This is a genomic window from Psychrobacter sp. JCM 18903, assembly GCF_000586475.1.
Taxonomy (GTDB): domain Bacteria; phylum Pseudomonadota; class Gammaproteobacteria; order Pseudomonadales; family Moraxellaceae; genus Psychrobacter.
In genome coordinates this window covers 35,309-49,578 of the sequence record NZ_BAWJ01000002.1, presented here as the reverse complement: position 1 = coordinate 49,578, position 14,270 = coordinate 35,309, and the positions used below count along the sequence as shown (strand labels likewise).

Annotated in this window: 8 protein-coding genes and 4 pseudogenes; 1 reads left to right on the top strand and 11 read right to left on the bottom strand. The window is 45.1% G+C overall.

Annotated features, from left to right (window positions below; genetic code table 11):
* Positions 1-62: 62 nt before the first annotated feature.
* Positions 63-659: an energy transducer TonB gene (locus TT12_RS01740; protein ID WP_243443231.1), complete on the bottom strand. Its 597-nt coding sequence runs from the start codon at positions 657-659 to the stop codon at positions 63-65.
* The gene (locus tag TT12_RS16070; protein ID WP_243443230.1) at positions 649-948 is read right to left on the bottom strand and encodes a hypothetical protein; all 300 of its coding nucleotides are present in this window, start codon (positions 946-948) and stop codon (positions 649-651) included. The genes TT12_RS01740 and TT12_RS16070 overlap by 11 nt, the downstream gene beginning before the upstream one ends.
* Positions 949-1,465: 517 nt before the next feature.
* Here TT12_RS16070 and TT12_RS01735 point away from each other — a divergent pair.
* Entirely contained in the window at positions 1,466-2,245 is a 780-nt protein-coding gene (locus tag TT12_RS01735; RefSeq protein ID WP_045451664.1) for a hypothetical protein, read from the top strand.
* A gap of 141 nt (positions 2,246-2,386) precedes the next feature.
* On the opposite strand, the gene TT12_RS01730 is transcribed toward TT12_RS01735, so the two are convergent.
* The 9 genes and pseudogenes from TT12_RS01730 to nuoG form a co-directional block, all read right to left on the bottom strand.
* Positions 2,387-3,229 (bottom strand): ferredoxin--NADP reductase, encoded by an 843-nt coding sequence (locus TT12_RS01730; RefSeq protein WP_045451661.1) that lies wholly within the window; start codon positions 3,227-3,229, stop codon positions 2,387-2,389.
* Between the two features lie 165 nt (positions 3,230-3,394).
* A pseudogene (locus TT12_RS01725) lies at positions 3,395-4,872 on the bottom strand (NADH-quinone oxidoreductase subunit N).
* Between the two features lie 3 nt (positions 4,873-4,875).
* Positions 4,876-6,029 (bottom strand): annotated as a pseudogene (locus TT12_RS01720) (NADH-quinone oxidoreductase subunit M).
* Between the two features lie 472 nt (positions 6,030-6,501).
* Positions 6,502-8,376 (bottom strand): NADH-quinone oxidoreductase subunit L, encoded by a 1,875-nt coding sequence (gene nuoL / locus TT12_RS01715; protein ID WP_045451657.1) that lies wholly within the window; start codon positions 8,374-8,376, stop codon positions 6,502-6,504.
* A gap of 4 nt (positions 8,377-8,380) precedes the next feature.
* Positions 8,381-8,689 (bottom strand): NADH-quinone oxidoreductase subunit NuoK, encoded by a 309-nt coding sequence (gene nuoK, locus TT12_RS01710; RefSeq protein ID WP_045445153.1) that lies wholly within the window; start codon positions 8,687-8,689, stop codon positions 8,381-8,383.
* A gap of 98 nt (positions 8,690-8,787) precedes the next feature.
* A pseudogene (gene nuoJ, locus TT12_RS01705) lies at positions 8,788-9,532 on the bottom strand (NADH-quinone oxidoreductase subunit J).
* On the bottom strand, positions 9,529-10,077 hold the full coding sequence (nuoI, locus tag TT12_RS01700; RefSeq protein ID WP_045444743.1) for an NADH-quinone oxidoreductase subunit NuoI: 549 nt from the start codon (positions 10,075-10,077) through the stop codon (positions 9,529-9,531). Before nuoI ends, nuoJ begins: the two are co-directional and overlap by 4 nt.
* A 68-nt stretch (positions 10,078-10,145) precedes the next feature.
* Positions 10,146-11,137: pseudogene (gene nuoH / locus TT12_RS01695) on the bottom strand (NADH-quinone oxidoreductase subunit NuoH).
* A gap of 51 nt (positions 11,138-11,188) precedes the next feature.
* Positions 11,189-14,269: an NADH-quinone oxidoreductase subunit NuoG gene (nuoG, locus tag TT12_RS01690; RefSeq protein ID WP_045451654.1), complete on the bottom strand. Its 3,081-nt coding sequence runs from the start codon at positions 14,267-14,269 to the stop codon at positions 11,189-11,191.
* Between the last annotated feature and the right edge of the window lies 1 nt (position 14,270).

The following is a 14,270-nucleotide window of genomic DNA, read 5'->3' as shown; positions in this document are numbered from 1 at the left end:
ATATTGGTATCTTATCTGTTTGCAGCGTAGCTAACGCTTATCATCTATATATTGAATTCACCCTAATAAGTAACATCCACTTTATCGCTGTAACGATAGGTACGTATCAAACGTAGCTCAACGATATCTTCCATATCTTTGGTGAATTTACCAAAGGGCGCTGCTTGGCGTACCGATTGCTTTGCTGCTTCATCTAGTAATGTGGAGTTGGAGCTTTCAAGCAGACGTATGGCTTTAATATTACCATCACTACTAATGATGACCATAAGGCGCACTTCGCCCGTGATACCTTGTGCCCGCGCCTGCATGGGATAATGCAAATTCCCAATGCGTTCGACATGCTCACGGAAGGTATTAATATAATCAGCCGCGGCACCACGCGTCGTCGAGTTGCTATCGACCGTCACGACTTTTGATTTGGTTGCATAGACTTGCTGACGTTGAGACAGCTGTGTCTCTAAAGTAGCAATTTGTTTACGCAGACGCTCTTCTTGCGCCATCATATCATCTTGTGCTTGCTTGCTATCATTATCAGACTCCACGCTCGCTTGACGCCAGCTTAAGGTGGTACGCAGATAGCTTTCTTGATAATGCTGCTGGCGGACTTGACGCTGCAGGCTAATCACATCTTGCGTCTCACTTATTTGCTCAGCAGACAATGCTGATTTGGTCGTTCTCTTGTCTTAATTGCTCCTCCACTGTGCCGCCACCTTCTTGGGAGGCATTAGCAATAAAGTGAGCGTCTTCATTTGGCTGCATATTGTCGGTTAGCGCTTTTGCCACATCTTGCATCATTGCTGCAGGATCTTTGCCCATCGAAAAGCCAATACCAAAAATAATAATGGCGTGTACGGCCACAGCGATAACGATAGCCACTGGTAAACTAACATCCCGCTTAGGTGCTTGCGCGGAAAAATGATAGCTTTGTGAATCTTTGATATAGGCCACAATGGTCTCAGCTTATGAATATGAGCTTATAAATACAAGACAGCAAGTAATAAGCGTTATGATAATGGGCAGGATTTATGCTGGCGCTATCATAACATGACATAGAATTCTGTCGCTAGCACAACCGTTGCCGACTTATTTTAATCCGCTCACACATTACTTATCTCCTTTGGTCAATTTATTGACGAGCGTAACCAGCAAAAATGATATAACACCAATACGGTTATGTCATCGCTAGACCGCATTTTGAACATATAAGCATTGCCAATTAAATGATTTGCGACAAAACCCATGTGTCCATTTTGAAGCCATCATATTTGTTATATACTGTTTTATAATTTTTGTGTCATTAGGGCGGGTTAAACAGGCGTAAATAGACAGGGCTGATTTAGCAAAAACGCATACAATGACCACTAGCCAGCTTTCATTAAAGAACAGTCTGTCTGTCATTTTTTAATCAGTCGCTCTTTATGCCATTGAGTCAGCTACCTCCCCTATAATTATAAGGATAATAAGTTTGAGTGATTTTGATAACAGGGATAATTCAGACAATTTTGATGAATTTTTTGAAAATATGGGCTATCGTTTCGACGAATCATTTAGCGATGGTTGGGAGCGCCTTACCCAATCAATCAAACAGATATATCATAGAACGACTGATAAATTCGAAGATGAGTTGTCGCTGCCAGTGGCACAGATTTATGTCAATGATGCGCTGCAGAAGTTCGTCACTGATAATGTAAAAGCCATCTTAGAGCTACGTGTTGAGATGCATGATGACTGGTTCCGCTTATACTGTACGGTCGATGCTGGTGGCATTTATGCAGAGGTGGCGAGTAATTTTAGTTTGATTCATGTACAGCTTGACCGTAACGTCCAGCGATTTGTCTTTGGTCAACAGACTTATACTGATGTGCTAAATCTACGTTGTGAGTCGTTTATTAAGCGCCAAGGTATCAAACTGTTTATTTGGTTTTATCACACTATTCTGAAAAAAGATCCTTTAGGCTTTATTCTCTCTTATATCAATATCGCCCGTGCAAAAGACGAGGTTATCTACCTTGATATCAATCGCTGGTTAAAAAAGAACAAAAAAATCATGAGCACTTTGCATAAAGTTCAAGTCAACTATGGCGAACTTGAAGAAGAGCAAATGATTTTGAAAACTCAAATCAATTATCGTGATTTATTGGCTGCCAGCAGTAACGAAGATATTATCGGCGATGATGATGAGCCTGAGCTGATGCAAGGCCCTATTAATCCAATCGATGATGCGACTGAACCGAGTCAAGTATAAATCCCTCAGTATAAAAATGACGTTTTTTAGTTAGCAAAAAAGCGCTGACACTTAGAGACTATTTTTGTCTTTTAGCGTCAGCGCTTTTTTATCAAGCAAATTTTCAATGGCTTCTAAAGCGTGCCGTCATCAATCATGCAACTACCAGTAATTTTCTACTGCAATATTTCCCTCGCCGCGACGATTCATCACCAGACCTAAGGTCTTGAGCGCTTCTTTGGTGTCTTCCACCATGTCTGGATTACCACATAACATGACGTGCGTGCTATCAATATCTAAGGCTATCCCTGCGCGCTCTTGTAGCGTGCCATCCAGCAGCAGCTTGGGCAGACGCTCTGTCAGGGCGCCTTCGACAGGTTCACGGGTAACGATGGGAATAAAGATTAATTTTGCAGGATTATCAACCAGAGAACCAAAATCTTCTTGCAAGCTTTCAATCTTGTCAATATAGGCAAGCTCTTCTATCGAGCGCGCACTATAAGCCAATATGATGTGCTCGTAATCTTCCCACGTCTGCAAATCTTGTAACATTGATAAAAATGGTGCCAAGCCCGTTCCAGTCGCGAGCAGCCATAAATCTTTTGGTAAAGGCTTTTGATAACGTGCTAACGTCAAAAAACCAAACGGCATAGTATTGAGTAGTAGCTCATCGCCCACTTCTAAATGCTGCAACTGCGACGTAAATGCACCATCAGGAATCACAATAGAGAAAAATTCTAATACTTCATCAAACGGCGAAGAGACGATGGAATAAGCCCGAAAGATGTCTTCGTTTAGTTTCTCATTCTGTTCTTCATTAGCGGCGGCATTACCTGCTGCACGCTGCTGTTTATAATATTTTAATTGACTGGGATTGACGCCCAAACGTACAAATTGACCCGCAGTAAACTTAAAGCTATCAGGACGGCTGACAGTGAAGCTAAATAGGTTTGGTGTCCACGTGGTCTTACTAAGCACGGTTACTGTCTGAATATTATCACTCATAAGAATTATCGACTCACTTTTTAGTAATCATTATTTTTATCAAAACTTTGAACGACACACAATAAAAGATGCGCCAAGCTTATCATAAAGCTGGCGCATCTTGGGTTTCTGACCGTAATAACAGATAAGCAGCGGTATCAGCATACCCCTACTTACCCTTTTTATTTACCAAATACGTGCCAGACTTGCCCATTCAATCATGCTGTTTGGCAAAATACCAAAGAAGATAATCATCGCAGTTACCGCAATAACCATAATCCCGCCAGTACGCATCGCCCATTGGCTAGAAACGTCAAACTCAATGAACTGTTTAGGACGTTTAAAGAGGGTGAGCATTACGCGCAGATAATAGAATAAGCCGATCGCACTACCCAAGATAATCATCGCTGCTAAGAACCAATTGGTTCCTTGTACCGCTGCCAATATCGCAAATAGCTTGGTAATAAAACCAGCCGTCAACGGAATACCTGCCAATGACAACATCATAATAGTCATCACAGCGGTCAGTACTGGACGACGCCAAAACAGCCCTTGATAATGAGTCAGCTCATCAGCCTCACCAGATAAACGATAAGGCTCGACATCAAGGTCACAACACCAAAGGCACCGATAGAGGTTAATGCATAAACAGCCATATACATACTAGAGATACTATCCGCTGCCGCGCCGATACTGACGATGACAATCAACACGTAACCCATATGGGCAATGGATGAATAACTCAATAGGCGTTTGAGGCTGGTTTGACGTACTGCTAATAAGTTACCGACTAAGATAGATAAAGTTGCCATGACCATTAACAGCATTTGCACCGATGGTAAGGCCAATAAAGACGTATCGATTAAGAAACGAACCGCTAAGCCCATCATAGCTACTTTTGATACCGATGCTAAAAAGGTAGCGATTGGTGCTGGAGCGCCTTCGTATACATCTGGTGTCCACATGTGAAAAGGAGCCGCCGACAGTTTAAAGGCGATACCGAACATCATCATCGCCGCACCAAGTATCAGAAGTGGCGACTCAAAAACATCACCCAATACCATACTGATTGGCTTAAAGGCGAGCGAGCCTACTTCGGCATAGATAAATGCCATACCCATGAGTAATGTCGCCGATGCCGTCGCTGACAGCACCAAGTATTTCAGCCCTGACTCTAGTGAGCGGTTGCGCATATAGGTATATGACAGCATGCCGTATAGCGGTATAGACAGCATCTCTAAGCTCATAAAGAATGACGCTAAATGCTGAGCACTGACCATCAGCAAAGCACCAATCGTCGATAGCAACATGAGCAAATATAGCTCTTCTTTATTATCTTTGAGGTTGGCCAAATACGCATAAGATAACGTACAACAAGCCAAGGCACAGATAAAAATAATCACCATATTAAACTGAGCAAAGTTATCAATAACAAATAACTGCTCAGCGTTTGGTACGAGAGTACCGCTATTCACCATACCTGTCATTTGCCCAATGAGCGTAAACAGACCAATATTTAAGCCGACGACCGTTATCGTACCAGTCACCATATGTGAGCGTTTAATTGCGATGGCAATCATGACCACCAATACCGTAATAACGACGGCAATGATTGGCGCATAAGGCAACAATCCCATCAAATCATTCATCGTAATATCATTCATGACTTAACGTGCCTCCATTGCATCAAGCAGTTGCGACGCATCTACTTGTGTGACTTGACTGTATATATAAGCATTATTGATCCACTGCATCGCATGACTTGAAGTATCAAGGAACGGCTGTGGATATAGACCAAGCCATACCAAACCTGCAGCGAGCATCAATAACAATGACAACTCACGCTTGCCCAAATCTTTTAATGGACGCGTAGGCAAACCATGTGCTTTGGTTTCTTGCATGGCGACTGCTTCGATGTTGTTTTTGCCAAATAATGCACGGTGAATCAAAATAAGCGAGTATAGCCCTGCTAGTACCAGACTGAATGTTGCAAAGACCACAAATACTGGATACTGAGCAAAAGCACCAAATAAAATCATGAACTCGCCGATGAAGTTACCTGTGCCCGGAATACCGAGCAATGCCGCACAGAAGAACATCAGTATCGGTGCGTAGTAACGGAACTGACCCCACATACCACCCATCAAGGTTAAATCACGCGTATGTAGACGCTCATATAACTGCCCTGCCATAATGAATAGCGCTGCTGAGCTTAAGCCATGTGCGAGCATCTGAATCATCAGACCTTGCAAGCTTAATAAAGTGCCTGCATAAATCGCCAATACCACAAAGCCCATATGCGAGATACTGGTATAAGCCAGCAAACGCTTCATATCGGTCTGCATAAAGGCGAGCCATGCACCATAGAAGATACCAATCGTACCCAAGGTCATCGCAATCGGCGCAAAATCTTGTGATGCTGCTGGAAATAATGGCAACACGAAACGAATCAAGCCATAAGCTGCGGTTTTAATCAAAACCCCTGCCAAATCCACCGAACTGCCGTTGGTGCTTGTGCATGCGCATCTGGCAACCAGCCATGGAACGGAATAATCGGCAACTTAACCGCAAAGCCAATAAAGAAGCACAGCATGATCGGATATTCCCAGCCGCCAAGTGACGTACCGAGCAAATCATTATAATTAAAGCTCACCACCCCTTTTTGAGCGTAGCTGATAATGACCAATATCAAGATCCCGACCAGCATAATAAGCCCAGATGCTTGGGTATAAATAAAGAACTTAGTCGCTGCGTATTCCTTGGTTTTGCCAACCACATCATGACCCCAAATCGCGATCAAGAAGTAGATAGGAACCAGCATCATCTCCCAAAAGAAGAAGAACAAGAACAGATCAATGGCTAAGAAAACACCAATGACGCCGCCCAAACTCCACAAAAGGTTGAGATGGAAAAAGCCGACTCGACGCTGAATCTCATTCCACGAACAAGCCACAGCAGCAATACCGAGCAATCCTGTTAACGCCACCATCATCAGTGACAAGCCATCCATCGCTAAATGGAAGCTAATACCAAAACTCGGTATCCATGGCACACTGAACTCCGCTACCCAAGGCACATTTGCATCTGGCGCAATCACTTGTTTACTCATACCGCTAAAATCGCCGTATTGCCATAGCACTAGCGACAACGCAAAGGTCAACGTCATACCGATTAAGGCAATCCAGCGCGGCAGACGTTTATTAAAGCGCTCGACCAACCAACATAACAACCCGGCAATAAAGGGAATTGCAATTAATGCTGGTAGCATCCACGTTTGTTGTAACTCAATCATCTTATACCACCGTCATCATTACCAGCACTAGTAATACAGCCATGCCCAAGCCAAAGCTTGCAGCGTAACCTCGAAGTGACCCTGTTTGCGTCGCAGACAACATTCTATTGCCCGCTGATGCCAGCTTAGGTAATAGTAGCCACGCTTTATCGATAGGGTCGGCTTTAAATAAGCGGCCGATGAACAAAAAGGGTTTTACAAAAATTACATCGTATAGCGCATCAAAACCTAGACCATGATAACACCAGTGATATAGCGCCCCACCAACACGTGAGCGCTTAAAACGGGTGAGCATGCGACCTTTATCCACCACATATAATAGCGCCGCTATTATTAGACCAGCCAGCATCGCACCCATGGCGATAAACTCAGCCGTATGCTTACCATGCGCTTGACCAGCGACTTCCAATAAATGCCCAACACTCTCTGGCAAGACGCCTTGTAATGGCGGAGTGATAAATGCACCCACTGCCGTTGATAATACGAGCAACACACTAAGTGGCAGCCAATACGACACACCAGATAACTTATGCGCGTGCGTCTTTTCTTCACCAAAGAAGATAATCCAAATCATACGGAAAGTATAAAGCGCGGTTAAGAACGCACCAAACACACCCATATAGAATAAAACCATGTGACCTGTTGCATAACTCTCCCAAAGAATCGCTTCTTTAGAATAAAAGCCGACCGTGACCCAAGGTATTGCCGCAAGTGCACCGCCACCGACGATATAGCACCAAAATACCAATGGTATCTTTTTACGTAGACCGCCCATCTTAAAGATGTTTTGCTCATGGTGTACCGCAAGGATGACGGCACCTGATGATAAGAATAACAGGGCTTTAAAGAAAGCATGGGTCATCAAATGGAAGATAGCGCCTTGCCACGCGCCAACGCCGAGTGCTAAGAACATATAGCCAATTTGGCTCATCGTTGAGTAAGCAAGAATACGTTTGATGTCAGTTTGTGCCAGTGCACAGAATCCAGCAACGACCAACGTCAACGCCCCTACGCCGCCGACCCAATATAATAAAATACCAGGGGTCAGCTCAAACAATGGATGTAAGCGAGCGATTAAATAAACACCTGCTGTTACCATCGTTGCCGCGTGAATGAGCGCTGATACTGGCGTCGGACCTGCCATCGCATCAGCCAGCCATGTATGTAATGGCAGTTGGGCTGATTTACCCATCGCGCCGCCAACCAACATCATGGTTGTCAACATCATCGTTGGATTGTTGATATCAAACACTTCCGGCGCGCGCGTAATAATTTCTTGAATATTAAGCGTGCCGAATTCACGGAATAATAAAAACAGACCGAAGGCTAAGAATACATCACCCACGCGCGTCACCGTAAAGGCTTTCATCGCTGCAAGACCATTGGCGCGGTCATGGTAATAAAAACCGATCAGTAAGTACGAACAGATACCAACGCCTTCCCAGCCAAGATAAAGCAAGAACAAGTTATCTGCTAATACTAGCAATAACATGCTGGCGACGAACAAATTCATATAGCTAAAGAAGCGGGCAAAGCCAGTGTCGCCTTTCATATACCAAGCGGCAAAGAGATGGATTAAAAAGCCAATTCCAGTGATGACACCCGTCATCGTCAGTGCCAAACCATCAAAGCTCAGACCGAAACTTGGGGCAAAATCTCCGACTTGGAACCATGTCCAAAGCGGAATCTCTATGACTGTTCCTGCTGGATTATTGGTTAAAAAAGTATAACTAACGATTAGCGTGCATAGTGCTGATAACAGCATACTACCGACACCGACAATCGCTGCCACCTGCTCTGTTAGCTTGTCGCGCATAAAGGCTAAAATCAAAAAGCCAACGAGCGGGAATATAAAGGTTAATGGTAATAAACTCATGACATCATCCTTTCATCTCATTGGCGCTGTCGACATCGAGATGCCCACGCTGATGATAAAACCGCAATAATATTGCCAAACCAATGGCGGCCTCTGCTGCTGCCAAGGTCAAAATAAAGATAAACATAATCTGCCCATCTGGATCGACCCAACGACTACCTGCCACCACAAATGCTAATGCTGTTGCATTCATCATGATCTCAAGGCTCATTAGCATAAATAGGAAGTTACGTCGTACCATGACGCCGCACAGACCAATGGCAAATAAGATACCTGCCAAAATCAGTCCATGGCTCATGGGTATCATGCCCAGTATATTCTGCGCCTCAGCAACCGGCTGTACTAAGCCGGCTACCTCGTGGGCAAACGGCACGTTTGACACATCTTGTGCCACGCTCGCTGCTAGTACCATTAGTCTGACTCCTTGCGCGTGACTTTATTCACACCCAGCTGCGTACCTGCATTCATACTTACATAGTCATGCGGGTCAACATCTTTATATTCGTAAGGTTCTGCCATTTTCGCCGCGTCAGCATCTATAGGCATACCGTGATCATCGTAGTGTTTGATACTTGCGACATTAGCATTAGATCCTTGACTATCATTACTGTGGTTTGCATTGACAGTAACCTCATCAGCGATAGACTCTTTACCCAAATGATAAGCGGCGACCAAGGCTGCCAGCAGTAGCAATGCCGCCACTTCTATCAACATCACATATTTAGTAAATAGCACCGTACCGACTGCTTTGGCAGATATTGTCGAGCCACCAATCATTGCCGCTTCGTCATGACCCATACCAATCATCGCATACAGCACAACCGCGATAATAATCGTTAACCCTGTCGGTAGCGCAAGTGCCCGCATCAAGCCATCGTTCTTCGCGCTCATCATTGCTCATACCTAAGTTCAGCATCATGATGACAAAGACGAACAGCACCATAATGGCGCCGGCATAGACGACAATCTCTAACGCACCAGCAAATGGCGCACCTAGTACAAAAAATATCCCTGCGATTGCCAGTAATGACACAATCATCGATAAGATAGCATGCACTGGATTGGCCTGAGTCACGACGCGCAGACTGGCAAATATGGCCACTGCTGCAAGCGAATAAAACCCAGCCAGTTCAGGATGGTTCAAAATATTCATCATGGTAGCAAGCTCCTTAGATCAATCGGTGCAGCTTCGTTTTGTGCTGCGCCTTTTGGTTTGTCCGCTACCGCCATACCCGTCACACGATAATAGTTATAATCAGGATATTTACCCGGCCCTGAAATGAGCAAATGCTCTTTTTCGTAGACCAAATCTTGGCGTTTATATTCACCCAACTCAAAGTCAGGCGTCATTTGAATGGCTGTCGTTGGACACGCCTCTTCACACAATCCACAAAAAATACAGCGCGAAAAGTTAATTCGAAAAAACTCTGGATACCAACGACCGTCTTCACGTTCCGCTTTTTGTAAGGAGATACACCCTACCGGGCAGGCCACCGCACACAAGTTACAAGCCACACAGCGCTCGTCTCCATCAGGGTCACGCGTTAGGACAATACGTCCACGAAAACGCGGTGGCACAGGTACCGGCACCTCAGGATAAAGGATGGTGTCACGCGGTCTGAGCGCATGACTATTGACCATCCACATGCTGCGGACAATGGTAAATAGTCCAATGACGGTCTTTTTTATGGTAGTAAACATGGGATTATTATCCTTATCAGCTTTACCCTAGTTCATCAATGATGGCTAGTGATGGCTACTAGTGATGATTACAACGTTGGAGAAAAGATCAAAATGACCGCAGCAGTAACCAACAGATTAATCAGCGTTACTGGCAGACAAACTTTCCAGCCAAAGTTCATCACTTGATCATAACGCGGACGCATGAGTGAGCCTCGAGCCAAAATAAACATGGTCATAAAGAACAGCGTTTTAATCATGAACCAAAAAGCTGGTGGAATAAATGGAATATCTAAGTTAAAAGGCGCAAGCAACCACCAAAGAATAAGCACGTCATCAAGGCAGAAATCAGTACAACGTTGACATATTCGCCAATAAAGAACATACCGAATTTCATGCCAGAATATTCAACATGATAGCCTTCAGCCAGCTCTTGCTCTGCTTCTGGCTGATCAAATGGATGTCTATGGGTGACTGCAACGCCAGCAACAACAAAGGTCAAAAAGCCGAAAAACTGCGGAATGATATACCAGCCGTCGATTTGCGCCTCAACAATGGCGCGCAAGTTAAATGAGCCGGTTAATGCCACTACGCCCATCAGTGATAAGCCCAAGAATACTTCATAACTGATCGTCTGTGCAGCAGAGCGCAAACCACCAAGTAACGAGAATTTGTTAGCAGAGGCCCAGCCACCGAACATCACGGCATAGACAGCAATACCTGCCATCGCAAAGAAGAACAGAATACCGATATCCCAATCAGCCACGCCAAGCGTTGGCGAGATAGGAATAATGGCAAATGAGGCCAATGCGGTAAACATCGCGACCGCAGGTGCCAAGGTAAACATAAACTTATCGGTAAAGTTTGGCGTCCAATCTTCTTTAAAGAAGATTTTGAGCATATCAGCAACCAGCTGCAACGAACCAAAGGGTCCGACGCGGTTTGGACCATAACGGTCCTGCCATAAAGCTAGCATGCGGCGCTCATAGACAATCATCATAGCGGCAACCATAACCACGACCAAGAAGATGACCAGTGATTGCCCGACCATAAATAAAATTGACCAAGCATCAAAGCTCATGCTACCAGCCAAGAAGCTTGGCACATCAGGATAATACGGGTAACTTGCATATTACACCTCCTGTGTGGTGGTCGGTGCTGTGCTCATTTGCGCAGCATCGTTATTGTTCATCATATCGTTAGCCATGCTACCCATCATCGTTACTGGTGCATCCACTTTGCGAACCGACGCTGGCATTGATGGATGAATAATACTCACCTGCCCAACTGGATAACCGATACAGCCTTCTGCTAAATAACCGACAATCTGTACTGGTAAGGTAATTTGTTGCTTATTGATTTCAATCGCTAAGTAATCACCATTAGCAATGTTCCAGTCCCTAGCATCATCCATCCCGATACGCCATGCAGCAACAGGCAGTTGCTCCGCAACCACTGGGCTACGTGACGCCATCATAGAGCTGGCATAAATATTATGGATAGGCACAAGCTTTGCTTGTCCTTGCTGCATATCCGTCGTCGTCGCAGACATAGCCTCTGGTGCAACATATTGGCGTGTGGCCAGACGGTCTAGCTGATCAAACATGCGCACACCTGGGTCGCCATTTTTTAGATGACCACCGACCTTGTCTTGGTATTTATTCCACGCTTGCGGTGAGTTCCAACCTGCCGCATTGGCAAAAGGAATCATCGAGCTTGGTGTTTCTTTACCACTATAACCTTCCATTGAGAAAGTCAAACCGGTGTCTAAATCTTTTGGCTGCATCGGCTCATGCACAGATATCGGCGCACGCATGGCGGTACGGCCTGAATAACGGCGCGGCTGACGAGCAATCTTCAGACCAGTCATACGGTAATCGGCATCAGGAGCAGCATTTTTAATACCAGCAAGCTTAGGATGGGTGGCGATCAAAGCATTGATAACGTCATCTAGCTGCGTCCAATCGACATCACGACCTTCTATGCTGCTATGCACGGCATGTAACCAGCGCCAGCCTTCTTTGATACTGCTCATTGGATGGTAGTATTCGTTGTCGTAAACTTGGAAGAAGCGCTGTGCACGACCTTCAGCCGATATCAGCGTACCATCCGCTTCAGCAAAGCTTGCTGCTGGCAATACGATATCGACATCTTTATGCCAATCAAGCAGCTGATGATCTAGCGCAATGACGGTTTTGTCGGCTAATAGTTGAGTCAACTTACTGGCATCAATGGCATCAGTCAGCTGATTTTCAGCAACGATAACCACATCAAAATCAGTCGCCAGTAGCTCTTCGACTGATTGACCGCCAAGCATGCAAACACCCATGCTATTGGCATCGGTAACCGTTAGGTAAATACCTGCTTGTGCCTGATATTTATTATTTACTTCTTTCAGTTCAAGTTTTTTAGCAGGAGCGCGTTCTACATTGTCTTGCGTTTCTGTATCAACACCAGTTTCAGGTTTGTTTGGTTTAGCGGATAGCTCTTTATCTTCTATTTGCGCTTGCTCATCACGGACTTGAGCATTATACGTGTCCACTTGCTGCTGTTCAGTCGCTTTAATGGCTGAGCGTTTTTGGGTCAATGCTTGAGTAATCTGCGCCGCTGCTTCGATCAATACGGTAGACGATAAGCTGCTACCCGAGATGACCAATGGCTTATCCGCTTGAATCAAGTCATAAGCGATTTGCTTCGCTAATGCTTGCATACCGTCAGTCTCAGCACTGGCATTAGTACTAGTATCAGTATTGACATCTTGCTCAGCTGCTTGTGGATCTGCGATTTCTGATAAATCATCAGCGAAATTGACAATTTCATCAGCCACTTTGAAACCAAGTTTAGTAATATCTTCAGGGGTCGCCACCACACTCACTTTACTGATGTCTTCTAGCTTAGTTTGCACTACATCGATGACATAAACTGGGCTTAACGCATCTTGAGCAATACGTTTAACAGGCTCTGCAAGCCACGGCTGCGTTTGCAACACCGCTGCCATTTTCAAGCCTTCGTTTTTTGCCGCTTGGCGTACTGACAACGCGACACGCGATGAGGTTTGCGTGATATCTTCACCCAATACCAGCACCGCATCATAGCTTTCGATATCAGTCATGCTTGGGTTATAAATACCATCAGTACTTAATACTTCGATGCATTTATTGACCAGTGCTTGCTGCTGATGATTGAGACCCGTTGAAAACTTATCAAAGCCAACGAGGTTTTTTAGCGCAAAGTTGGTTTCTAAACTGGCACGCGGTGAGCCAATGCCAATGACTTTTTTATCTTTGATACGTTTGATGGTCTCATCGAGTGCATAGTCAATATTGATTTTGACATGCTTATCGTTGATACGTTCAAGCGCTTGGGTTGGGCGATCGTCACGATTGACATAGCCATAACCGAAGCGGCCACGGTCACATAAGAAATAGCGGTTTACTTCACCGTTATAGCGGTTTTCAATACGGCGTAATTCACCATAACGCTCACCCGGTGAGATATTACAACCTGCTGAGCAACCATGACAGATGCTTGGCGCATACTGCATGTCCCATTTACGGTTATAACGCTCAGAGTGCGTTTTATCGGTAAAGACACCCGTTGGGCATACTTCCGTTAAGTTACCTGAGAATTCGCTTTCGAACTGGCCATCTTTATCACGACCAAAGTAGACGCGATTGTTTGAGCCGTAAACACCCAAATCTTCGCCGCCTGCGTAGTCTTTATAAAAACGGACACAGCGATAGCAAGCGATACAGCGGTTCATCTCATGCGCGATGAATGGGCCAAGCTCTTGGTTATGATGCGTGCGTTTGGTAAAGCGATAACGACGACGGCTATGACCTGACATATAGGTCATGTCTTGCAAATGGCAATGTCCGCCCTCTTCGCAAGTTGGACAGTCATGTGGATGGTTGGTCATCAGTAACTCAACCATCGACTTGCGGAATGCTTTGGCTTCATCGTCAGTGACAGAGATATACATGTCATCGCCCGGAGCGACCATACATGACATCACAAGACGACCACGACCTGCTTCCATATCTTCTTTATTTTGAAACTGCTTGACCGCGCACTGACGGCACGAGCCTACTGAGCCAAGGGCTGGATGATAACAAAAATACGGCACATCAATGCCGAGTGATAAGCAGGCTTGTAGCAAGTTATCTGCGCTATCTACTTCGACAGTGGTTCCATCAATATGTATGACTGCCATG